This window comes from Aeromonas sp. s13, assembly GCF_040907905.1.
GTDB lineage: Bacteria > Pseudomonadota > Gammaproteobacteria > Enterobacterales > Aeromonadaceae > Aeromonas > Aeromonas veronii.
This window is the reverse complement of sequence record NZ_JBFOCS010000068.1, coordinates 13,903-36,427: the sequence shown is the minus strand read 5'-3', so window position 1 is coordinate 36,427 and position 22,525 is coordinate 13,903. Positions and strand designations below refer to the sequence as shown.

Annotated in this window: 19 protein-coding genes, 3 tRNA genes and 1 pseudogene; 9 read left to right on the top strand and 14 right to left on the bottom strand. The window is 58.7% G+C overall.

Annotation, left to right across the window (positions count from 1 at the left end; genetic code table 11):
- Nucleotides 1-100 precede the first annotated feature (100 nt).
- The 5 genes and pseudogenes from AB5Y82_RS13595 (at nt 101) to AB5Y82_RS13575 (ending at nt 6,558) form a co-directional block, all read left to right on the top strand.
- Nucleotides 101-1,420, top strand: coding sequence for a lipopolysaccharide biosynthesis protein (locus AB5Y82_RS13595; RefSeq protein ID WP_368174095.1), 1,320 nt, complete (start codon nt 101-103; stop codon nt 1,418-1,420).
- Entirely contained in the window at nt 1,408-2,814 is a 1,407-nt protein-coding gene (locus tag AB5Y82_RS13590; protein ID WP_368174094.1) for an O-antigen ligase family protein, read from the top strand. Before AB5Y82_RS13595 ends, AB5Y82_RS13590 begins: the two co-directional genes overlap by 13 nt.
- Nucleotides 2,811-4,082: a glycosyltransferase family 4 protein gene (locus AB5Y82_RS13585; protein ID WP_368174093.1), complete on the top strand. Its 1,272-nt coding sequence runs from the start codon at nt 2,811-2,813 to the stop codon at nt 4,080-4,082. Before AB5Y82_RS13590 ends, AB5Y82_RS13585 begins: the two co-directional genes overlap by 4 nt.
- 12 nt (nt 4,083-4,094) lie before the next feature.
- Nucleotides 4,095-5,231, top strand: coding sequence for a glycosyltransferase family 4 protein (locus tag AB5Y82_RS13580; RefSeq protein WP_368174092.1), 1,137 nt, complete (start codon nt 4,095-4,097; stop codon nt 5,229-5,231).
- Nucleotides 5,232-5,400: 169 nt separating this feature from the next.
- Nucleotides 5,401-6,558 (top strand): annotated as a pseudogene (locus tag AB5Y82_RS13575) (IS3 family transposase).
- A gap of 588 nt (nt 6,559-7,146) precedes the next feature.
- On the opposite strand, the gene AB5Y82_RS13570 reads toward AB5Y82_RS13575, so the two are convergent.
- The 8 genes from AB5Y82_RS13570 to AB5Y82_RS13535 all read right to left on the bottom strand — a co-directional run bounded on the left by AB5Y82_RS13570 (nt 7,147) and on the right by AB5Y82_RS13535 (nt 13,497).
- On the bottom strand, nt 7,147-7,839 hold the full coding sequence (locus AB5Y82_RS13570) for an AcvB/VirJ family lysyl-phosphatidylglycerol hydrolase (protein ID WP_111900057.1): 693 nt from the start codon (nt 7,837-7,839) through the stop codon (nt 7,147-7,149).
- Between the two features lie 26 nt (nt 7,840-7,865).
- Nucleotides 7,866-10,415, bottom strand: a complete 2,550-nt coding sequence (gene mprF / locus AB5Y82_RS13565; RefSeq protein WP_111900033.1) for a bifunctional lysylphosphatidylglycerol flippase/synthetase MprF — start codon at nt 10,413-10,415, stop codon at nt 7,866-7,868.
- Between the two features lie 153 nt (nt 10,416-10,568).
- Nucleotides 10,569-10,751 carry a hypothetical protein gene (locus tag AB5Y82_RS13560; protein WP_042055686.1) on the bottom strand — a complete coding sequence of 61 codons (183 nt, stop codon included), beginning with the start codon at nt 10,749-10,751 and terminating at the stop codon, nt 10,569-10,571.
- 54 nt (nt 10,752-10,805) lie between these two features.
- Nucleotides 10,806-12,131: a two-component system sensor histidine kinase RstB gene (rstB, locus tag AB5Y82_RS13555; RefSeq protein WP_111900031.1), complete on the bottom strand. Its 1,326-nt coding sequence runs from the start codon at nt 12,129-12,131 to the stop codon at nt 10,806-10,808.
- Nucleotides 12,132-12,152: 21 nt separating this feature from the next.
- Nucleotides 12,153-12,863 (bottom strand): two-component system response regulator RstA, encoded by a 711-nt coding sequence (rstA, locus tag AB5Y82_RS13550; protein WP_108542678.1) that lies wholly within the window; start codon nt 12,861-12,863, stop codon nt 12,153-12,155.
- A 315-nt stretch (nt 12,864-13,178) separates the two neighbouring features.
- Nucleotides 13,179-13,254, bottom strand: a tRNA-His gene (locus AB5Y82_RS13545).
- A gap of 52 nt (nt 13,255-13,306) precedes the next feature.
- A tRNA-Arg gene (locus AB5Y82_RS13540) sits at nt 13,307-13,383 on the bottom strand.
- A 37-nt stretch (nt 13,384-13,420) separates the two neighbouring features.
- Nucleotides 13,421-13,497: transfer RNA gene (locus AB5Y82_RS13535), tRNA-Pro, on the bottom strand.
- A 213-nt stretch (nt 13,498-13,710) separates the two neighbouring features.
- On the opposite strand from AB5Y82_RS13535, the gene folD reads away from it, so the two are divergent.
- On the top strand, nt 13,711-14,565 hold the full coding sequence (folD, locus tag AB5Y82_RS13530; RefSeq protein ID WP_368174091.1) for a bifunctional methylenetetrahydrofolate dehydrogenase/methenyltetrahydrofolate cyclohydrolase FolD: 855 nt from the start codon (nt 13,711-13,713) through the stop codon (nt 14,563-14,565).
- A gap of 117 nt (nt 14,566-14,682) precedes the next feature.
- Here the strand turns inward: folD and cspD are convergent, their stop codons facing one another.
- Nucleotides 14,683-14,901 carry a cold shock-like protein CspD gene (gene cspD / locus AB5Y82_RS13525; protein WP_005300025.1) on the bottom strand — a complete coding sequence of 73 codons (219 nt, stop codon included), beginning with the start codon at nt 14,899-14,901 and terminating at the stop codon, nt 14,683-14,685.
- Nucleotides 14,902-15,130: 229 nt separating this feature from the next.
- Here cspD and clpS point away from each other — a divergent pair, with 229 nt between their 5' ends.
- A complete protein-coding gene (gene clpS / locus AB5Y82_RS13520; RefSeq protein WP_005337111.1) occupies nt 15,131-15,448 on the top strand; it encodes an ATP-dependent Clp protease adapter ClpS in 318 nt (105 codons plus the stop codon).
- Between the two features lie 59 nt (nt 15,449-15,507).
- Nucleotides 15,508-17,763: an ATP-dependent Clp protease ATP-binding subunit ClpA gene (gene clpA / locus AB5Y82_RS13515; protein WP_005337110.1), complete on the top strand. Its 2,256-nt coding sequence runs from the start codon at nt 15,508-15,510 to the stop codon at nt 17,761-17,763.
- 68 nt (nt 17,764-17,831) lie between these two features.
- Here clpA and infA read toward each other — a convergent pair whose 3' ends face one another.
- The 3 genes from infA to aat form a co-directional block, all read right to left on the bottom strand.
- Nucleotides 17,832-18,050: a translation initiation factor IF-1 gene (gene infA, locus AB5Y82_RS13510; protein ID WP_005300033.1), complete on the bottom strand. Its 219-nt coding sequence runs from the start codon at nt 18,048-18,050 to the stop codon at nt 17,832-17,834.
- Between the two features lie 68 nt (nt 18,051-18,118).
- Nucleotides 18,119-18,835 (bottom strand): arginyltransferase, encoded by a 717-nt coding sequence (locus AB5Y82_RS13505; RefSeq protein ID WP_005351203.1) that lies wholly within the window; start codon nt 18,833-18,835, stop codon nt 18,119-18,121.
- The gene (gene aat, locus AB5Y82_RS13500) at nt 18,832-19,539 is read right to left on the bottom strand and encodes a leucyl/phenylalanyl-tRNA--protein transferase (protein WP_368174090.1); all 708 of its coding nucleotides are present in this window, start codon (nt 19,537-19,539) and stop codon (nt 18,832-18,834) included. Before aat ends, AB5Y82_RS13505 begins: the two co-directional genes overlap by 4 nt.
- Before the next feature lie 19 nt (nt 19,540-19,558).
- Here aat and AB5Y82_RS13495 point away from each other — a divergent pair, with 19 nt between their 5' ends.
- Complete coding sequence (locus tag AB5Y82_RS13495) at nt 19,559-20,029, top strand: glycine zipper 2TM domain-containing protein (protein ID WP_005337104.1); 471 nt, start codon at nt 19,559-19,561, stop codon at nt 20,027-20,029.
- 108 nt (nt 20,030-20,137) lie between these two features.
- On the opposite strand, the gene AB5Y82_RS13490 is transcribed toward AB5Y82_RS13495, so the two are convergent.
- Both AB5Y82_RS13490 and trxB read right to left on the bottom strand, forming a co-directional pair.
- A complete protein-coding gene (locus tag AB5Y82_RS13490) occupies nt 20,138-21,385 on the bottom strand; it encodes a diguanylate cyclase (protein WP_005351207.1) in 1,248 nt (415 codons plus the stop codon).
- Nucleotides 21,386-21,447: 62 nt separating this feature from the next.
- Nucleotides 21,448-22,398 carry a thioredoxin-disulfide reductase gene (gene trxB / locus AB5Y82_RS13485; RefSeq protein WP_005359984.1) on the bottom strand — a complete coding sequence of 317 codons (951 nt, stop codon included), beginning with the start codon at nt 22,396-22,398 and terminating at the stop codon, nt 21,448-21,450.
- Between the last annotated feature and the right edge of the window lie 127 nt (nt 22,399-22,525).

The following is a 22,525-nucleotide window of genomic DNA, read 5'->3' as shown; positions in this document are numbered from 1 at the left end:
CACAGAGGGGCTATCGCTTCAGGGCGGGAGTGAGTGGCGTGGGCTTTGCATTAGCGGTAGCTGACCCGGAGCAGGATGCTTCGGGTGGCTGGGAGGCCCTATGAAACTTGGTGTGAACCAGATTGCCATGCTCTATTACGCCGGCGGCTTGCTCCTGATGAAGGGGATCTCCCTGCTGATGCTGCCGGTGTTGACCCATCAGCTGCTGCCTCGTGAATACGGTCAGCTGGAGGTGCTGCTGACCCTCATCAATCTGGGTTCCCTTATTTTGGGCTTCGGGCTGGTGGATGCCCTCTACCGCTTTGCCGGACTGGCGAAAGATGGGCAGGAGCGCCAGCAGGTGGTGGCCCGCATGTTTGGTCTGGTCTGGTTGATCGCCCTGGCCAGTCTGGTGCTGCTCTGGCTGCTGGCACCTCTGGTGCAAGCCTGGCTGCCGGTTGAAACCCGTCTTGCGGATGTGCGCTGGGTGCTCTGCGCCCTGCCGTTTGAAGGGGTGATCGGCGTGCCGCTGGCATGGCTGCGCATGCGCAATCAGGCGCGGCTCTTTTTCGTGGCGACCGCAGGCAAGGCGGTGATCCAGTCCCTGCTGACCGGCTGGTGGCTCTGGCTCGGCTGGGGCGTGAGCGGGGTGCTGGCCTCCGGCACCCTGACCTGCGTTGCACTGGCGTTGCTGCTGAGCCTCTGGCAATGGCGAGATAGCGGGATCCGCTTTGACTGGCAGCACTATCGGCCGCTGCTGCGCTATGGATTGCCCCTGGTGGTGAGCGGGCTGGCGGGTTTTGCCCTGAGCGGACTGGATCGCTGGCTGCTGGCCGATGTGGTGGGGGAGGCGCTGCTCGCCTACTACGCGGTGGCGGGCAAGCTGGCGCTGGCGGTGGGGTTGTTGCTGCAACCCTTTGCTCTCTGGTGGTATCCCCGCCGTTTCATGCTGCTGCGCGAGCCGGATGGGCTGCGACTCAATGCCCACTACAGCGTGATGGGGTCGGTACTGGGGTTTGTCACCGCGGGGATTGTCGGGCTCACTGCCCCCTTGCTCATTCGCTGGCTGACCCCGGAGAGCTATCACGGGGCGATTGCCTATATTCCGCTGCTGGTGCTGGGTATGGCGGTGCGAAATGTTTCGGACTTGCTCAATGTCGGCTGCTTTAGCGGCGAAAAGAGCAATGCCCAGATGGTGATCAATCTGGGCTGCAGCGCCCTTGGGGTCGCAGGCTTTCTGCTCGCCATCCCCCCCTTCGGGGTCGCCGGGGTGATCTGGACTCTGCTGCTGGTCTATCTGGTACGGGCGCTGGCCTTTTATCTGGTGAGCCAGCGGTTGCTGCCGCTGCCGTATCGCCTCTCGACCCTCTGGGCCAGTTCGCTCGGGGCGCTGGCGATGGTCTGGCTCGGCCAATGGTGGGCAGGATCATGGCTCGTCTAACCCCAGCCATCTGGGCAAGCGCCATTTGTCTGGTGCTGGCCCTGCTCTGGTGGCGGCTGCCCCATCCCTTGCTGCTACCGGTGCTCGGCCTTGCCATTCCCGCCATCTGGTTTGCCCTGCGCTGGCCCTTCTTGATGGTGCTGGGATTTGTCACCTTCTCCTTCTTTCGGCTGCATGAGGTGTTCCCCCAGCTCTATCCCCTCAAGATCCCGCTGCTCTTCTCGCTGGCCGCCATCGGCGCGCTGGTCTGGCACATTTTGCTGACCGGCCGGATCAAGCCCTACTGGAGTCCAGCCCTGAGCTGGCTGACGGCTTTCTTTGTGATGGTCTCCATCGGTGTGCTGTTTGCCAGCAACCGGGGCGAGGCGATCGCCACCTGGACCGGCAGCTACAGCAAGATCTATCTGATGACCCTGGCCACCGCCTGGCTGGTGCGCACCCCGGGGGATTTTGCGCTGGCGGTACGCACCTTTGTGGTGGCGGGCTGTCTGGTGGCGCTGGTGGCCCTCTACAACAAGGCGAGCGGGATCGGGCTGGTGGAGGGCACCCGGGTGACAATAGGGCGCGAGCTGGGCTCTGTGCTGGGGGATCCCAACGATCTGGCGTTGGTGCTGCTCTTTCCTGCCGGTTTTTCGCTGAGCTTGCTGCTCAATCAGGGCAATGGGGTAGGGGGGCGTTTGTTGGGGGGGCTTGGTTTTGCGCTGACTGCCGCCGCCATTATCGCCACCCAGAGCCGCGGCGGTTTGCTTGGCGTGTGTGCGGTCAGCGGCCTGTTTGCCTGGCAGCGGGTGAAGTCGAAAACCCTGTTGATCTCGATGGGGATGGTCGCGCTGGTGGTGCTGTTTGCCGCCGCCGGGATCAGCGACCGGGCATCTGGCGGCGCCGCCGAGAGCGGGGTTGATGCCTCGGCCATGGGGCGGATCTACGCCTGGCAAGCGGCTTGGGGCATGGCGTTGGCCCATCCGCTGGTGGGGGTGGGCCTGTCCAATTTCTATTACAACTACTTCTTCTACAGCCCCCATTGGGATGGGCTCAATCATGCGGTGCACTCCACCTGGTTCGGGGTGCTGGCTGAAACCGGCTTTGTCGGGTTGGCGCTGTTTATCGGCATGGTGACGGTGACCCTGCGCAGTTGCTGGCGTTGCCAGCTCGCTGGCATGCCTCCTGCAGTGATCACGGCGATGCAGGGGGTGATGGCCAGCATGGTGGGGTTTGTGATTTCGGGATCCTTCCTGACCCAGGGCTTTACCTGGCCCATCTATCTGGAGTTGGCGCTGGCCGTCGCCGCCATCAAGTACGTGCAGCAGGCGGCCACAGAGGTGAAGGCCACCGCTGAGGAGCATCAGGAGGCAACCCGGTTGCCGGCAGTGCCACCAAAGGGAGCAAGAGGATGAACGCAACCCCTGTTTTGCTGGTTCACTACGGAGAGGACTGGATCCGCGGCAGCGAACGCTGCCTGCTGGATCTGCTGGCCCACCTCGATCGCAGCCGGTTTACGCCGTTGCTCTGGTGCAATAGCCCGACGCTGGCGGCAGAGGCGGCCACCCTCGGGGTAGAAACCATGGTCGAGCCGTTCAGCCTGCTGCTGGGATGGCAGGCGCCCCGTTTTGATCTTGCAGCCCATCGGCGCCTCTCCCGGCGAGCCAGAGAGCTCATCACCGAGCGGCAGATTGGGCTGGTGCATGCCAACAGCGCGGCCCCTTGTCAGTGGCTGGCGGGTGTCTGTCGAGTGTTGCAGGTGCCGCTGGTGTGCCACCTCCATGCCCGTTACCAGCCCAGAGACAGATTCAGCCTGCGGGTTCATCAGGCAAGCGTGCTGATCGGGGTGAGCGAACCGGTGTTTACCGGTTGGCGCCAGGATGGCTGTGCGGCCGAGCGGTTGATCCGGGTACCCAACGGGGTGGATGCCGCTCGCCTGAATGGCGGTGCTCACTGGCCGGTCGTCGGCATGCTGGGCTTGCCCCCGGGGGATATGATCATCGCAACCGTCGGCTCATTGATCAAACGCAAGGGGATTGATCTGTTGATCCGCTCGCTGGCTGCCCTGATGGCATCGGGGGAGGAGGCCCAGTTGCTGATCATTGGCAGCGGTCCGGAGCGGGAAGCATTGATGGTGTTGGCTGTCGAGCTCGGGGTGGCCGAGCGGGTCCACTTTTTGGGCGAGCGGCCGGACAGTGCCGCTATCTTGCGAGGCGGGGTGGATCTGCTGGTCTCCGGCGCCCGTGAGGAGGTGTTTGGTCTGACGTTGGCGGAGGCGGGCATGTTGGGGCTCCCGGTCAGTGCCTACCGAGTGGGCGGCATCCCCGAAGTGGTGGAAGAGGGGGTGACCGGTTTGCTGGCAACCCCGGGGGATTGGGCCGAGATGGCTGATCACTGGCTGCAATTGAGCAATCCGCAGCGCCGATGTGAAATGGGGCGGGCCGCTCAGTTGCGTGCCGCACAGTTGTTCACGGTGGCGCGCTATGTCGACGGGGTCACGGCGGTGTGGGACGCCGCGCTGGCTGGTCGTTGGCACGCCACGGCCCCCACACCCTTCCGACCACTCATTCACTGGGCGGGGCAACGCCTCCTTGCCAGAGGTCGCAATATGCTGGCAAGTGGGATGGCAAGAGTGGCGCAAAAAGTGCAACTGGGGTTTGGCCGCCGCAAGGTGCCAGAGTAAGGGAGCAGCAAGATGAGCATGCAAACTGAGCCGGTGTTCGGAAAGGTCATCGTTGTGGATCCTATCCCGTTTCGCGGTGGCTCCAAGGTTGCGACCGAAGTGCTGCTCGATGAGTTGGCCAAACGGATGCCCGGGCTCACATGCCATGTGTTGACCCAGGATCCCGACTCCTGGTCCCGTTGTCAGCATCATCCTCTTTGGCTGCCCCACATATTGAAGGGGCGGGAGTCCGGCATCGGCTATCTGCTCAAACAGGGGTGGCAGACCCTGCTCATCCTCTGGCTGGTGTTGCGTCTGGGGCAGGTGAAGTGCCTGGTGGCGGCGTCCGGGCCAGGGGTGGATCTCTGCTCTTACTGGGCGGCCCGCGGGTTGCGGTGCCGGGTGGTTCAGCTGATCCATGGCCCTGTGGGGTGCTCGGGGCTCTCTGCCAGGGCCTTGCAACGGGCGAGTTTTGTCTTTTATCTGGAATCGACGCGCAGCTCCCTGGCGGCGTTGCTGGCCCGGCTTGGCGAGACCGAGTTCCCGTCACACTGGCAGCCATTTACCAACGGCTTGAGCGAGATTGATTGGCCCAAAGCGACTCTGGGGGGGCCTCGTATTTTGTGGGCGGCCTCGTTGCTGCGCTGGAAGGGGCTGGAGACCATGCTGGCCGCCCATCAACTGATCCCTGACGCTCGCCCCGAGCTGATGGTGTGCTATCTGCAGCCCAAGGGCACGCTGCAACCCTGCAGCCAGCCCCAGCCACAACTGCCAGACACCTATTGGTATGCCAACCCCGCCAATCTTGACGAGATCCGATCTCAATGCGGCATTTTTGTCTCCACCAGCCATCAGGAACCGTTTGGTCTCTCCATTCTGGAGGCCATGGCGGCAGGATTATGTGTAGTGATCCCGGCCGATGGCGCCTGGTGGGACCGACACCTCACCGATGACGTGAATTGCCGTAAATATCAGCCAAACGATCCCGGCGATCTGGCGCGGGTGCTGGCCAGCCTCAATGCCATGCCCGACGTGGTCAAGCGACTTGGCCATCATGCCCGCCTGCATGCCATGGTCCATTACAACGCGGCGGATACCTACCAAAGCACACTGGATCAGTGGGAAGGTATGTTGCGATGGGATGCGTTGAGCCTTGCCGTGCATGGTTAGCGTGCAGTGGTTCCCCGCGGGGAGGATGGTCGCGTATGAGGGTTTTATGGGCAGAGGGGCTACGGGAGGCTGGGTGATTCCGCCACTCTGATGCAGTTGCGGCCGGATGAATCGCCCCAGTTCCCTAGACACTTCACAGCCATAAAATGAGGCAACTATTGGAGGTGTTATGACCCGTCAGCGTTATCCAGAAACATTCAAAATCGAAGCGGTTAAACAAATCACCGAGCGCGGACGGCCGGTGGCTGACGTTGCACGAGTCCTTGGGGTATCCAGCCACAGTCTGAATGCTTGGCTCAGGCAGTACGGTAAGCCCTCTGACCAGCTGCTTGAAGAGTCTGCCTTGCAATCCGAGATCCGCCGCCTGAACTAAAGAACTGCACCAGGTCACCGAGGAGCGCAATATCCTAAAGGAGGCCGTGGCATACTTTGCCAGCGAGTCAAGGCAAGGTACGCGTTCATAACCTCCCGACTCGACCGGTACAGTGTCGTTACCCTATGCCAGACCCTGGGGATTCACCGAAGTGGCTTCTACGCTTGGCTGAAACAGCCTACCTCGCCACGCCAGCAGGAGGACGAACGACTGATCGGATTGGTCAAGCAATCCAGGCTGGAAAGTGATGCTGTCTACGGTTATCGCAAGAACCATCGCGACCTTCGTGATGGAGAAGAAGCCTGCGGCAAGCACTGAGTGGCCAGATTAATGAAGCGGGAAGGGCTGCATTCGCAAACGGGATATCAACGCCGCAAGGGACATTTTGGAGGCAAAAGAGCACACAGGCTGCCCCAAACACACTGGCACGTCAGTTTAAGGTGCCAGCCCCCGCCATCTCTTGGGAGGCTGACATTACCTACATCCGCACTCAAGAAGGGGGGCTGTACCTGGCAGTAGTGCTCGACCTGTTCTCTCGCCAGATCGCCAGCTAGGCGATGAAGTCACGCATGACGGCAGACCTGGCGGTTGATGCGTGTCTTGATGGCCGTCTGGTGGCGCAAGCTCAAGCAGCCGGTACTGGTGCATTCGGATCAGGGCAGCAACTTGATCGGTGGTGACAAATGGCAGGACTTTCTGAAAGCCCACAACCTGAGTTGCAGTATGAGCCGGCGTGGTAACTGTCACGACAACGCTGTCGCCGAGAGCTTCTTTCAGTTGCTCAAACGGGTGCGGATCAAGCACAGGATTTACCCGACAAGAGACGAAGCCCACAGCGACGTATTTGATTATATCGAGATGTTTTACAAACCAATCAGGCTCCATGGTTTCAATGATGGGCTGTCGCCGGTAGAGTTTGAAAGGCAGTTTATTTGTCAGCAACAGATTGTCTAGAAAAACAATGGTGGCAATTCAAGGCCAGTCACACCACCATGTGCAATCGTTTTGTCGCTAGGCTTGAGATTACGTGCTTTGGTATCTGTAAGAAGTGCCGTAGGAAGGATTCCTTGAGAATGTGGCATGTTATGGACTATGCCATCCATTGTGCCATTTAGTACGGGATAGAGTCATTTTCAGTCGGGCGATGCTGGACTTATTGTTCTGTAAGGTACTGATTTTAATTGAATATATTGAATGTGTCCGGTATTGATTGAGGCAGTCTCCCTCACCGCCAAATTGCAAAGCCCTGATGGAAACATCGGGGCTTTTTGCTTTCTGGCGCAATCCCCGCGTGGTTGCTGGCATAGGAATGCGAATCTTCATTGTTGATAGCCCAGCATCTGGCTGAACCTCTTGGGCAATCGTAGTGAAAAGCCTCGGTGACCTTGACGCCACGGCCAATCCATTGGTCGATCCTTTTAAAGTTTCCGCCCAATTCAGTACAAGGGCCTCTCGCAAGAGAGGCCCTTTTCATTGCTCGCTGATTTGCCCTGCTCGGTACTTAAAAGGCATTCCGTGGTGATACCGGTTAATGCTCCACAGTCAGCGGATCCGGGGCTGGTTCAGATGCTTGGTGATGGCCTGATAGAGCTGGGGGTAGTTATCGTCAAAATGGTGTCCTCCCGGCAGGGTGACGCTGGTGACGTTGGGTTGGTTGAGACGGGGGCAGAGGCGGTCGCCGTCATCGTCATCGGCTCCTTGCAGGCAGAGCATCGGCAGATCGCGGATGGTCTTCACCTGCGGTTCGGTCGGGTAGCTGCGGGTCTTGTGGGTCAGCATGTCGCTGACGTGGATCTCGAAATCCGAGCTGGTAGAGGGGGAGAGCATCACGGCCCCGACTAGTCCCTGACGATAGTGCTCCGGCAACCGGTTGATGACGAAGGGGACAATCTCGGCACCAAACGAGAAGCCGACCAGCAGCCAGCGGGGACGCTGCCAACGAGTCTGGTAATCATCGAGGATCCGCTCCAGATCGGCGGTCACCTGCTCCGGGGTTTTCTTCTTCCAGTAGTAGGTGAGGGAGCTCCAGCCCACGACCGGCATGCCGTGCAGCTGAAACTGGGTGCTCAACCCCTTGTCGAGCGCTGCCCAGCCACCATCGCCGCTGAGAAAGATCACCATGGGGGCCTCGGATGGCTGCTTGACCGGCAGCTCAATCAGGCTCAGGTCATCCTTGACCGGGGCGGCGTGCGCCGCAAAAGACGAAACGGGCAGTACGAGACTGAGTAACAGCAAAATCAAGGCTCTCATTGGCCATGCTCCTATTTCTTGATCAGCCCCAGCGGGCCGCGGCTAATCAGGGTGATCAGGTGAGTCAGGGTTCTGGGCAGTACCAGCTTGCTGCTGCAGAGCAGGTAGCGGGGTTCCCAGCGGGGCGAAAATTTCTCCTTGTAGCGTCTGAGCCCCTGGAAGTTGTAAAAGCGGCTGCCACGGACGAACAGGGTATTGCCAAGGCGGGCCCAGTAGCTGTTGAGCGGGTGATCGTTGAAGCCGGACATGGGGGCCATCCCCAGATTGAAGCTGGCGTACCCTTGCGCCTTGCCCCACAGCAGCAGTTCGACAAAGAGAAAATCCATGATGGGGGCGGTGCCGGTATCCAGGCTGTAGCGCATCAGATCGATGGAGAGCATCTCCTTGTTATCGCTCACCCAGAGGTTGGCAAACCCGACGATCTGCCCCTCGTGCCAGACCAGCGCAGCCGGGCTCAAGGTCAGGTAGTCAGGCTCGAAGCGGCCGACCGAGAAGCCCTTCTCCTTGCCCATCTTGCTCTGTAGCCAGGTATCGGAGACGGTCTGCAATCTGGGCAGCAGGGGGGCCACGGCGCTTGCCTCGACCACCTCGAAGGTCAACCCTTCCCGTTTGCCCTTGGCGTGGCTCTGGCGCAGGTTGCGCAGCCGGCTGCCCGCCAGATCGAAGCTGGCCAGATCGACCATCGCCTCTTCACCAAGCTTGAAGGGGATCAGCCCCAGCTCCAGATAGAGTGGCAGATAGCGGGCCGAGACCTGATAAAAGACCGGATTGGCGTCGTGCTCGTCGCACCGCTCGCGAAATTGCCAGAGCAGCTCTTCGATCTGCTCGGGGCGACCGACGGGATCCCCCATCACAATCCAGCTGTTGCCCTCGATGCCATACATCAGGAAGGCGTCACCGGCGGGGTGGAACAACAGGGACTTGTCCTGCAACTGGGCCAGATAGCCGTGGATCCCCCCTTCACGCACCACCAGTTCGTGGGCGCGAGCAAGCGCCTCCTTGTCCGGCTTTTCACCGACCACGCGCAGCGGCGCAAGCAACTGGGCAACCCCGGCCAAGGCCAGCACGGCCACCACGCTCCCCATGGCGCGCAGGCCGCGGGCCGCCCCGCTATGGGGCGAGAAGTGGAACCAGAGGGCGTGGTCATACTCCACCTGACGGTAGGAGAAGAGCAGCAGCCACAGTGCTCCCAGCAGCACGGCGCCGACCGAGATGAGCCAGCCCGGGGTGTACTGGGGATAGAGCAGCGACCCCTTGCGATAGAAGAGGGAGCGGCAGGGGGTCATGATGAGTAGAAAGCTGCCAAGCAGCAGGGCTGACTCCCAGTCCCCCCCCTTGAGCAGGGAGAAGGCGATCCCCAGTGCCAGCAGCAGCTGGGTGATGCGAAACGCGGCGTCGTGACGGCGGTAGAGGCTGCGCGCCAGCAGGATCAGGAGGATACCGCTCACGCTGCCGAGCACGTGGGAGAGCTCCAGTAGGTGGAGAGGCAACACCTGCAGCCACACTTCGATGTGGCTGCGCATGGTCGGGATCATGCCCGAGCAGAGCAGCAGGCTGCCGGCGGCGAAGGTACCGACGCTGATAAGGGCGGGCAGAAACTCCTGAATGGCACTCATAATCCCCTGCAACCGATGCCAGCGAGCCTTCTGCTGCAGCATCTCCTGACTCGCAAAGAGCAGCAGGGCGCAGAGGAAAGGCAGCACGTAATAGATGCAGCGATAGAGCAGCAGCGAGGCGAGCAGCTTGTCGGTTGGCAGGTAGTTAGCCAGCAACAGGCTCATGCTCGCTTCGAACACCCCGATCCCGCCCGGCACGTGGGCCAGCACCCCGAGGAAGCTGGCCAGCACGAAGGCACTGAGCAGCACAGGGTAGGGGACGCTATCGGCGGGCAACAGCACAAACAGCACGGCGGCGGCGGCCATCCAGTCGGCCAGCGCGACCAACAGTTGCAACAGACGTACTTTGAAGCCGGGCAGGATCAGGCTGTGTTCGCGCCAGGAGAGACGGTGTGTGGGCCAGCAGAGGTAGCAGGTGACCAACAGCAGAGCCATGACGCCCGCCAGCCTGAGCAGGGTATCTGCCCACTGCGGCCAGTCAGGCAGCAGCTGTGATACATCGCAGGTCAGTAGGGCGCCACCTCCCCACGCCAGCAGGCCGAGGAAAAAGGTGATGGAGCAGAACAGCACCACTCGGGCTACCTCACCGGTCGCCAGACCGAGAGCTGAGTAGAGCCGATAGCGTACCGAGGTGCCGGTCAGCAGGGCGAAGCCCAGGGTGTTGGAGAAGGTGTAGGCGATAAAGGAGGTGATGCTGACCTGTTGCCAGGGAAGGCGCTTGCCCAGCGCATGGAGCGCCAGCATGTCATAGCTGCAGAGGCAACCATAACTGAGCAGGGTCAGTAGCAGGGCGCCCGCCAGTCGCGGCAGGGGTTGGGACCAGATGGCCATACGAATATCGTGCCAGTGCCATGCCTGAGTCAGGTGATACAGTACGGTCAGTGCGGTGCCGAGCAGCAGCAAGCTGCACACGGGGCCGAGCCATTTAAACAGATGACGCCACATGCCATGTTCCTGTGGTCATTGACCGTTTCCCGCAAAGGGGGAGCCGGGTCGTGGATCCGGTTTGGACGAGGGAGGCGCTCGTCAGGAAAATTTCGGGAAGAGATGGAAAGGGAGGCGTCAGCCTCCCTCTGTGTTATCCAGTGACCGGTTGGATCACTTGGTTTTCGGTGCGACTTTGACGGCAGGGGTCTTGGCGTGGGTGGCTTTATGGTGTTTTTTCACCACCTTGGTCTGGGTAGCTTGCGGAGCGGCAGTTTTGGTCGGGGTGGCCGCCATGGTGAAACCGGAAGTCAGGGCGAAAACAGCGGCCAGAGTCAGGGGAATGATTTTTTTCATGATCAATTTCCTTATTCGGATTGGTGGTATGGAGCATTTCTCCATGACTTCATCCTATGACGCTGAGCGCGGTACTTCAGTGAGCACTTGGTGACGGTTTGTATCCAAATGTACAGGGAGGGTGAGGCAGAAGCGGGCGCCGTGGTCACTGGCCAGCAGCGCCACATCCCCCCCGTGATGACGGGCAATGCTGCGCACGATGGCCAGTCCCAACCCGGTGCCGCCGGTGCGACGATCCCGGCTCTGATCAAGGCGGACGAATGGTTCGAAGATCTGGGGCGCCAGCGCCGGATCGATCCCCGGCCCATCGTCGTTCACCTCCAGCAGATAGTTCTCCTGCAGCCGCGAGATGGAGAGGGTAACCTCGCTCTCGGCGTAGCGCAGGGCATTGCCGATCAGGTTCTCCACCGCGCGCGTCAGCAGACGCTGATCGCCGCACCAGGGCATGTGGCGTGGCGGCAGATCGAGGGTGAGCTTCTTTTCGGGGGCCAGCGCTTGCCAGTCGCCGAGATGCGCTTGTGCCCAGTGGCTGAGTTCAAGCTCGTCCTGCTGCAGCGGCAGTTCGGGTCTATCCAGCTTGGCGTAAGTGAGCATCTCTTCGATCAGGGCGTCCAGCGCCCCCAGATCTCGCTCCAGCGCCTGCTGCTCCTGCTCGGCAGGGGCAGGATCGAGCATGGCAAGCCGATAGCGCAACCGGACCAGCGGGGTGCGCAACTCGTGGGCGATGGCATCGGTCAGTTGCTTGCGGCTGGCAATCATGGCTTGCAATTGGGTCGCCATTTGATCGAAGGTGCGTCCCACCCGGGCCAGACTGCTGCCCGGTGGCAGATTGGTTCGGCAGGAGAGATCCCCATCGCCTACGCGACGTGCGGTTTGCTCCAACTGCTGCAAGCCGCGCCAGTGGGGACGCAACCAGAGCAGAATGGGCAGGCCGAGGGATAGGCCGATCACCAGCAGCAGCCCCACATCGACCCAGTGCAGCTCGTGCAGGTAGGAGAGGTAGGGTACAGGGCCGACAATCAGCACCCGATCGGTATCGGGAATGCGCTGCAGGAAGGTGTCATCCTCCTCGACGATGACAATGTTGCCGGCAGCCAGAAAGGCCTGATCCTCGCTTGCCAGGGGCTGGCGCACCAGCTCGCCGATCTTGAGGGGGAGGGTGAACTGACTGCTCTGCTCGGCCAGTCGATCGGGCCAGCGCTCTGGCGGGGTTCTTGCCAACTCGCCGGTCAACAGGCCAAGGGATCCTTGCATCATGCGTTCGAGATAGCGATCACCCGCCCGTTCGGCGGTCACCTGATAGACCACGCCCACCAGCAGGATGGCCAGGGTGAAGCAGCTGATCAGCAACAGATAGAACTGGATAAAGAGACGGCGCATGGCGGTGCTCCCGAAAAAGGGTTATTCCCAGGCGTGGGGGACGAAGAGGTAGCCTTTCTGGCGCACCGTCTTGATCCGGGTCGGGTTGTCAGGGTTATCACCCAGTTTGCGGCGCAGGCGGGAGATGGCCACATCCATGCTGCGATCCTGACCGTCGTACTCCCGGCCGCGCAAGCTGCGAAAGAGAGCTTCCCGTCCTAGGATCTGGCCGGCGTGACAAGCGAGTTCCCACAACAGATCAAAATCGGCGGTCGAGAGAGCAATGCTCTCGCCATCGAGCCGCACATCTCGTCCCGGACCATCCACCCGTAGCCGACCAAATTGCAGTTGCTGGGGAACGCTGCTGGTGGCTGCCGGTTGGGTTGATGCTTGCTGGTGCTGGCGAAACTGCACCCTCAGTCTGGCCAGTAGCACGGGGGGCGGGGTGGTTTTGAGGATGTAGTCGTTGGCGCCCAGCTCCAGACTCAGGATCTGGTTCATGTCGCTGTCCAGCGAGGTGAGCATTACGATGGGGCCGTCGAAGCGTGGCCGAAGATCCCGACAGAGGGACATGCCATCTTGCCCCGGCAACATGATATCGAGCAGTACCAGATCGGGCTGCTCGGCCTCTACCCGGGCCAGTGCCATATCCCCTCTGGGCTCGAGGATCACGTCCATATCGTGGCGACCGAGCCAACTGCTGATGAGCTGGCCAATCTCGGGATCATCTTCGACAAAAAGAATGCGTTGCATAGAAAAGCTCCAACGGAAAGCAGGAGAGAAGAAGAGCGATCAGCATATCAATGGCACTTGGGAAATACAGAAAAAGAACCGGGCAGGCTGATGTGTGGGGGAGAGTGGCTGTGTGTATCGATGGGGAGGCACACATCGTGACAAATGGGCGGAGCCGCGTTTATCGATCTGGAGGATAATGGCCTTGCAGACAAGGCAAGGTACAGTCGAGCGCAAAACAAAAAACCGGCTAAGGCCGGTTTTTTGTGGAGCAGACCAGAAGGCCACTGCTCCAAGTCGATGGACATCACCTTGCGGCGATTATCGACATAATAATGGGGTGGCTGATGGGGCTCGAACCCACGACAACCGGAATCACAATCCGGGACTCTACCAACTGAGCTACAGCCACCACTGAAATTGTCATCAACGCTCGCCAACCCAGAAGAAAAGGAGAGCATCAATGGCGCGCCCTGCAGGATTCGAACCTGCGACCCACGGCTTAGAAGGCCGTTGCTCTATCCAACTGAGCTAAGGGCGCTTTGTACCAACACGTCTTGAAGACGAGTCGATGAACATGGTCGGTGATAAAGGATTCGAACCTTTGACCCTCTGGTCCCAAACCAGATGCGCTACCGGGCTGCGCTAATCACCGAAAATCCCTGACCAGCATATCGACAAGAGTCGTACTGGGCAACGGGCGGGCATCATAGCCAAGCGTAAGGGGCAGCGTCAACGACTTTTTCCCCCAGTAAATTCAAGTGCCTACTTATTGCCCTCTACAGGTCTGGCGTGCGTCTGCCGCTAACATCCCGGCTAAAAAAATGCGACAATGCGCGGCAGTTGAACACATGGTGAGTGGAGAACGATGTCTGCCAAAATCATAGATGGAAAACAGGTTGCGCAAACGATTCGCAGCCAGGTCGCGGCGCAAGTCCAACAGCGGTTGGCGGCAGGGAAACGGGCTCCAGGGCTGGCAGTCATTCTGGTGGGGGCGGATCCCGCCTCTCAGGTCTATGTCGGCAGCAAACGTCGGGCGTGCGAGGAGGTGGGTTTTCTCTCCCGCTCCTATGATCTGAGTGCAACCGCCAGTCAGGAAGAGCTGCTGGCGCTGATCGACCGGCTGAATGCGGATAGCCACGTAGATGGCATTCTGGTTCAGTTGCCGTTGCCGGATCACTTTGATACCACTCAGGTGCTGGAGCGGATCCAGCCTGACAAGGATGTAGATGGATTTCACCCGTATAACGTCGGCCGTCTGGCCCAACGTATTCCGGCGCTGCGTCCCTGCACTCCGAAAGGGATCATGACACTGATCGAGACCACCGGCGTGAAGACGCACGGTCTGCATGCGGTCGTGGTGGGAGCGTCCAACATCGTCGGGCGTCCCATGACCCTCGAATTGTTGCTGGCTGGCTGCACAACCACGACCTGTCACCGCTTTACCCGGGATCTGGAAGAGCAGGTTCGCCGTGCCGATCTGCTGGTTGTTGCGGTCGGCAAGCCCAACTTCATTCCTGGCGAGTGGATCAAACCGGGGGCATTGGTGATCGATGTGGGCATCAATCGCCTGGCTGATGGCTCGCTGGTCGGGGATGTAGAGTTTGAGACGGCGCGCAGCCATGCCTCCTTCATTACTCCGGTACCCGGTGGCGTGGGCCCGATGACGGTCGCCAGCCTGATGGAAAATACCCTGATCGCCTGCAGTGAATATCACGACTGATCATGGCTGGTGATAACCCTGTGATCCCGTGAGGAGGCAGGATTCGCCAGAAATATGACAATAAAAAACCGGTTGCTCAGAGAGGAACCGGTTTTTTATTTATCCAACGGGTGTTATTTACATATTTTGTGCTTCGTTTGGCACAATCACAGAGGCGTGATTTCCTTTCGGCCCCTGTTGCAGTTCAAAATTGACAGCCTGACCCGCTTTCAGGGTCTTGTAGCCCTCCATTTGAATCGTGGAGTAGTGAGCGAAGATATCCTCACCGCCCCCTTCCGGACAGATAAACCCAAATCCTTTTGCGTTGTTAAACCACTTAACTGTGCCGGTTGCCATACTTCTACATCCTTTTATTGATTACCCAGAAGTCGTTGAGTAACCTGCGCCAGCCCTTTATAACTAGGGACATGGGCCCATAGCAGACGGGCACAGATTAGCAAGTAACCAATCTAGTCTAACTTTTGAGCGAGTCAAGAAGTTGTTAACAGCTGATGTGATCTGGTTAACAAGTCTATTGACAACCTTGTGTTAGACGGTAGTAATCTAGAGGTACCAAAGCGCGATTATGAGCAAGCAGAAAGAACTCTTTGCTAATGAAGAGATTGCAGAAGCAGAGAAAACAAAACTGCAGCCGCCACCCATGTATAAGGTTGTGTTGAACAACGATGACTACACGCCCATGGAGTTTGTGGTGGAGGTGCTGCAAAAGTTCTTTGGTATGGATTTGGACAAGGCGACTCAGGTCATGCTGAGTGTGCATTATAGTGGTAAGGGTGTCTGCGGCATGTTTACCGCAGAGATCGCCGAAACCAAGGTTGTCCAGGTCAACACCTATGCACGTAACAACGAACATCCACTGCTCTGTACTATGGAAAAGGCTTGAATCTGATGACTTGATGGCGAGTGTGACACCACATTGTAGCTGTACTAGGGGAGGTGCCTATGTTGAATAAAGATCTAGAAAAGACGCTGAACGAGGCTTTCAAACTGGCCCGTGACGAGCGCCACGAATTCATGACCGTCGAGCACCTGTTGTTAGCCCTTCTGGATAACAGTTCAGCCCATGAGGCGCTGAGCTCTTGTGGTGCCGATGTTGAGCAGATGCGCAAGGAGATCCGCGCATTCATCACCCAAACTACTCCGCTCATACCGCGCGATGATGAAGATCGTGAAACCCAGCCGACACTGGGCTTCCAGCGCGTGTTGCAGCGTGCCGTCTTCCATGTGCAATCCTCCGGCAATACCGAAGTCAGCGGCGCCAACGTGCTGGTCGCTATCTTCAGTGAGCAGGAGTCACAAGCTGCCTATTTCCTGAAAAAAGCCGAGATCAGCCGTCTCGACGTCGTCAATTTCCTCTCCCATGGGGTTCGCAAGGACAGCAAGCCTGATCTCGGCAGCAATAACAATCCCGAGTCTGATGATGATGTCTCGGCCGCACAGATCGAGAGCTTTGCCACCAACCTGAACCAGCTGGTGCTGGAAGGGCGCATCGATCCGCTGATTGGCCGTGATCAGGAGCTCAACCGTACCATTCAGGTGCTCTGCCGCCGTCGCAAGAACAACCCGCTGCTGGTGGGTGAAGCGGGCGTGGGGAAAACCGCCATTGCTGAAGGGTTGGCCTATCGCATCGTCAAGGGGGATGTCCCCGAGGTGATTGCGGGCAGTACCATCTATTCGCTGGATATGGGTTCTCTGCTGGCGGGCACCAAATACCGTGGGGATTTCGAGAAGCGCCTCAAGGTACTGCTCAAGCAGATTGAGCGTCAAGAAGGGGCCATTCTCTTTATCGACGAGATCCATACCATCATTGGTGCCGGTGCGGCATCCGGTGGTCAGCTGGATGCGGCCAACCTGATCAAGCCGCTGCTCTCCAATGGTTTGCTCCGCTGTGTGGGATCCACCACTTATCAGGAGTACGCCCAGATCTTCGAGAAAGACCGTGCGCTGGCCCGTCGCTTCCAGAAGATCGATATTGTCGAGCCGACTATCGATGACACCACTCGCATCCTGATGGGGCTCAAGAGTCGCTACGAAGCCCACCACGGTGTACGCTATACCGCCAAGGCGATCCGTGCAGCTGCCGAGCTCTCTGCCAAGTACATCAATGATCGTCACTTACCCGACAAGGCGATCGATGTGATCGACGAGGCGGGTGCCGGTCAACGGTTGCTGCCTGCGAGCAAGCGCAAGAAAGTGATCAATGTGCAGGAAATTGAGTCCATTGTGGCCAAGATTGCCCGCATTCCGGAGAAATCAGTTTCTTCCTCGGATAAAGAGGTGCTGAAGAACCTGGAGCGCAATCTGAAGATGGTGGTCTTTGGTCAGGATAAAGCCATCGAGGTGCTGACCGATGCGATTCGCCTCTCTCGTTCAGGACTTGGCAACGAGCGTCGCCCGGTTGGTTGCTTCCTGTTTGCCGGTCCTACCGGTGTTGGTAAAACAGAGGTGACCCAGCAGTTGGGCAAGGCATTGGGTGTCGAGATGCTGCGCTTTGATATGTCCGAGTACATGGAACGCCACACCGTCTCACGCCTGATTGGTGCGCCTCCCGGCTATGTCGGTTTTGAGCAGGGTGGTTTACTGACCGATGCGGTGATCAAACACCCTCATTCCGTCGTGTTGCTTGACGAAATAGAGAAGGCTCACCCGGACGTATTCAATCTGCTGTTGCAGGTGATGGACAACGGCACCTTGACCGATAACAACGGGCGCAAGGCGGATTTCCGTAACGTCATTTTGGTGATGACTACCAACGCCGGTGTGCAGGAGACCCAACGCAAATCGATTGGCTTCCAGCAACAGGATTTGAGCCACGATGCCATGGCGGTGATCAACAAGACCTTCAGTCCGGAGTTCCGTAACCGGCTTGATCACACCATCTGGTTCAACCATCTCGATATGACGGTGATCCATCAGGTGGTCGACAAGTTCATTGTCGAATTGCAGGTTCAACTGGATGCGAAGGGAGTTTCTCTCGAGGTGTCCGAGCGTGCCCGCCACTGGTTGGCGGAGAAGGGGTATGACAGAGCCATGGGGGCCAGACCGATGGGTCGGGTAATCCAGGAGCACCTCAAGAAACCCCTGGCCAACGAGATCCTGTTCGGTTCACTGGTTGACGGGGGAATTGTGAAGGTTGAGTTGGTAAATGACAGCCTCAGCTTTGATTTTCAGGTCAATGTTGAAGCTGTTTCCCACTAAGCGTCAGTGATCAGAAAACGACAAAAAACCCCAACCGAAAGGTTGGGGTTTTTTGCTGAATTCCTGGCTTAGCGAGAGCGGAAAACAATACGTCCCTTGGAGAGATCGTAGGGAGTCAGTGCTACCGTTACTTTGTCTCCAGTCAGGATACGAATGTAGTTTTTGCGCATCTTGCCTGAAATATGAGCGATAACCACGTGACCATTCTCCAGTTCCACACGGAACATGGTATTGGGCAGGGTTTCGAGAATAGTGCCCTGCATCTCAATACTGTCTTCTTTAGCCATTGAATCCTCTTGATAAGCCACAACAAAAAACCGCTGGATCATGCCGGATTTAAGGCTATGTGTAAAGTTTACTCGGGCTTGGTGTCGATATTTTTCCATTCCCCCTGAATTAACAGCTCATGAGGGAGGTAATTGCGTTTGTAATTCATCTTGCGACACGCCTCTACCAGATAGCCAAGATAGAGCCAGCTTCGCCCGGTTCGCCTGGCCAGATCGAGCTGGCAAAGGATGGCAAAGGTGCCCAGGGAGCGATCGGCATAATCCGGATCGAAGAAGGTGTACATGGCGCTCAAGGAGTGGGGTAGCAGGTCTGTGGTGGCCACGCCGATAAGACGGCCCTCCTTGCGCATCTCCAGATAGAGTGGCGGCATCCAGTCACAATGGAGAAAACCGCGATACTGGCTGCGGTTGGGGGGATACATGCTGCCATCGTGGTGGCGTTCGCGGATATAGCGTTCGTAGAGCAGGTAATACTCGGGTTTGTCATCGTAGCTCAGGACGATCTCGATATCCCTGTTGAGCTGGCGGATCCGCTTCTGGCCGCGGCTGGGACGAAAGTGTTCACTGTGAATACGAAGGGACTGGCAGGCATGGCAAGCCGGGCAGTGGGGACGATAGATGTCGTTGCCACTGCGGCGAAAACCGGCAGTCAACAATCGCTCGTAACCGTTGGCGTTGAGCAGATTGTGATCCATCAGTACCAGCAATTGCTCCTGCTCATGGTCCAGATAACTGCAGGGATGCTTGGGAGTCAGCCCTACTTTTAGGATCACTTCTTCAGTCATAGGCTGATTTCCCCCTCTTGCCAGCAGGAAGCCAATAGTGGTTGATGGCCAAGGCGCGCCAGCTCGGCCAGAAAACGGGCCCTTGGCCACTCCTCGATACCCAGGGTCGCCAGAAACGGGTTCTGCATCTGGCAATCGATGAGGGCGCCGTGATGGCGGGCGAAGTGGCGACAGAGTGCCACCATGGCAAGTTTGGCGCCGTTATCAATCCGGCTGAACATGGATTCACCGCAAAACAGTCGGCCGATAGAGAGGCCATACAGTCCCGCTTGCAGCTCTCCCTCCTGCCAGATCTCGATAGAGTGGGCATGACCCAGTTGGTGCAACTGCTGGTAGGCATCGATCATGGGTTGGCTGATCCAGGTGCCATCGGCAGTGCGACGAGGGGCGGCGCAGGCGGTGATGACTTCATTAAAGGCGCGATTGACGGAAATATCGAATGGGGTTCGACGGATAATCTTCTGCAGTGTCCGCCCCACATGGAGTTGGTCGGGACGGATCACCCCACGGGGATCCGGTGACCACCACAGGGTCGGTTGGTGGGGTTCATTCCACGGGAAGATCCCCTTGTGGTAAGCTGCCAGCAATCTGGCAGGGGAGAGATCCCCGCCGATCGCCAGCAAGCCGTTGGGCTCTTCCAGCGCATGGCTGGGGTCGGGAAACCAGCAAAGCTCATCATCCAGTTGGGTAAGATAGCGAGACATAAGGCAACGAGGTTCATAGATGAAGGCCATTATCCTGATAGTATCCAGCTTGCTCTGCTTTGTCACGGCGCCCGCCGGGGCGGAGGTCTACCAGCGCAATACCGCGCGGCCGGTCAATCAGGTGGTGTTTGGTCAGGTCGAAACGGTGCGCAATATTACCCAGCGCCAGATCCTGGAGTCCGAGCACTCTGGCTGGAAGACGCTGGGTGGTGCCGTGTTGGGCGGTCTGCTTGGCAACCAGTTTGGTGGCGGTCATGGCCGTGAAATAGCCACCGCCGTCGGCGCGCTCGCAGGTGCTGCGGCTGCGCAGCAATACCAGTCCGGGGGAACCGTGGTGGAAAACAAGCTGGTGGAGCTGCTGATCCGCAACGAGCAAAATGCCCTTATCAACGTGATCCAGGATTATGATCCCGCCATGGTCTTTGCCAATGGGGACAAGGTGCGCATTCTCTACTTCGATGATGGGGTGCGGGTCGACAAGACTTACTGACTTTCGATAGTCATTGTGATGGGGAGACTGTGGCAGGAAAGGAACCCGCAGACTCTCCTGCTGGAAAGTCTGTCGGGCGGTAATACACGGGACTGATGCCCTGAGGATTCAGATAGCTGTCTCTTGAGAGACTATCTTGTCGCGACCGGTGTTCTTTGCCTGATAGAGCAGCCGATCCGCTACGCTCAGCGCCTCGTCCATGGATATCCGCCCGACGCTGATCACGCCGTAACTGGCGCGAACAAAGAGCGGGGTTTCCGGTGACAAGGGTTGCTGGCGCAGCTGCTGACGCAGCCCTTCAAGACGCTTGATCAACACGGGGACGGTACAGTGAGGCACCATCATGGCAAACTCCTCTCCGCCAAAGCGGGCGATCATGGCATCGGGGAAGAACTGGGTCAGTAGCCGGGTCAGATGGCAGAGCAGTTGATCGCCGATGGCATGGCCCCAGTGATCGTTGACCTGCTTGAAGTGATCCACATCGAGCACACAGAGTGCGAGAGGCGTCTGCTGGCGCTGATGCTCTTCAAACCATTTTTGCCCTTCGTTGAACCAGTAGCGCCGGTTGTAGAGACCGGTCAGGTAGTCACGATTGGCTGATTCCTGAATACTGTTGAACTGCTCAAGGGCCTCCAGATTGTGGCTGACCCGACACTGCAGCTCTTCCGGCTCGAACGGCTGGTTGAGAAAGTCGTTGGCGCCTTGCTTGAGGTAGCGAGCAGAGAGACCGCGCTTGTCCGAGACCGAGATCCCGATAATCGCGAGCTGCTGCTTGCTGTATCGCTCTCTCAGCATCCGCACCAGACTGATGCCATCGATATCCGGCATATAGTAGTCGACCAGTGCCAGCCGGATGTCCGGGTGTTGCTCCAGCATCGCCATCGCTTCACGGGCATGACTGGCCTCATGCACCTGCAACAACTGCTTGCGCAACTGGGCCATGGTGCGGTGACGGGAGGTGCGTGAGTCGTCGACTACCAGCACTTCGATGGACTGGTTGAGATAGAGACGGTGCACCAGACTGACGGCATATTGCAGCGAGTGGCGCGAATCCTTCATCACATAGTCCAGCACGCCGGTTTCCAGCCAGGCGGCACGTTTATCCTCGCTGATGTCGGCAGTGAGGATCACCACCGGCAAACCTCGAGCCAGCAGCTCGTTGACCGCTTCGCCACGGGGCGCATCCGGCAAGGTCAAGTCCACCAGCGCGACCACATACTCCTCTCCCCGACAGTGACGGGCACCTTCGAGGGTATCGAAGGCGTCAATCTCGAGGCCAGTTTGCTGGGCAATGGCCTGAGTCAGCATACGGCGGATGGTCAGGCTATCTTCGACAATCAATATCTTCTGTTTCATTAGACTCCTTTAAATAAAAAAGGCATACCGATTGGTATGCCTTATATCACATCTGCGCTTGTTTATTGCGCGTCAAGGTAGCGTTCGGCATCGAGGGCTGCCATGCAGCCGGTACCGGCAGAGGTGATCGCCTGACGGTAGTTGTGGTCGGCCACATCGCCGGCAGCGAAGACACCTTCAATGCTGGTCTGGGTGGCAAAACCGTCGAGGCCGCCACGTACCTTCAGATAGCCGTTTTGCATCTCCAGCTGGCCATCGAAGATCTGGGTATTGGGCTGGTGACCGATGGCGATGAAGACGCCCATCAGCGCCAGCTCGCTGGTGCTGTTGTCCTGAGTGTTGCGCAGGCGCACACCGGTGACTCCCATCTGATCACCCAGCACTTCGTCCAGGGTCTGGTGGGTGTGCAGCACGATGTTACCGCTCGCGACCTTGTCGTGCAGACGCTTGATCAGGATCTTCTCGGCACGGAATTCGTCGCGGCGGTGGATCAGGTGCACCTTCTTGGCGATGTTGGCCAGATACAAGGCTTCTTCAACTGCGGTGTTGCCGCCGCCAATCACCGCCACTTCCTGATTGCGGTAGAAGAAACCGTCACAGGTGGCACAGGCGGAGACGCCGCGCCCCTTGAAGGCCTCTTCGGAGGGCAGACCCAGATACTTTGCGGAGGCGCCGGTCGCGATGATCAGGGCATCGCAGGTGTACTCGCCGTTGTCGCCCTTGAGGCGGAACGGGCGCTGAGTCAGTTCGACACTGTTGATGTGATCAAACAGGATGCGGGTATCGAACTTCTCCGCATGCTCTTTCATGCGTTCCATCAGGGCCGGGCCGGTCAGGCCTTCCGGATCACCTGGCCAGTTTTCCACTTCGGTGGTGGTGGTCAACTGACCCCCTTGCTGCATGCCGGTGATGAGCAGGGGATTGAGGTTGGCGCGGGCGGCATAGACGGCCGCGGTGTAACCGGCCGGGCCTGACCCTAAGATCAGCAATTTGCTGTGAGTGACTTGGCTCATGATGTCATTTCCGGGATGTGATGAGTTTGCGCGATTGTAGGTAATTCGTGATCCGGGGTCAAAGGCTGGTGAGTCGATTGCACTAATCGTGTTCACAAGGGGTGACATGCAAAATAAAGGAATAAAA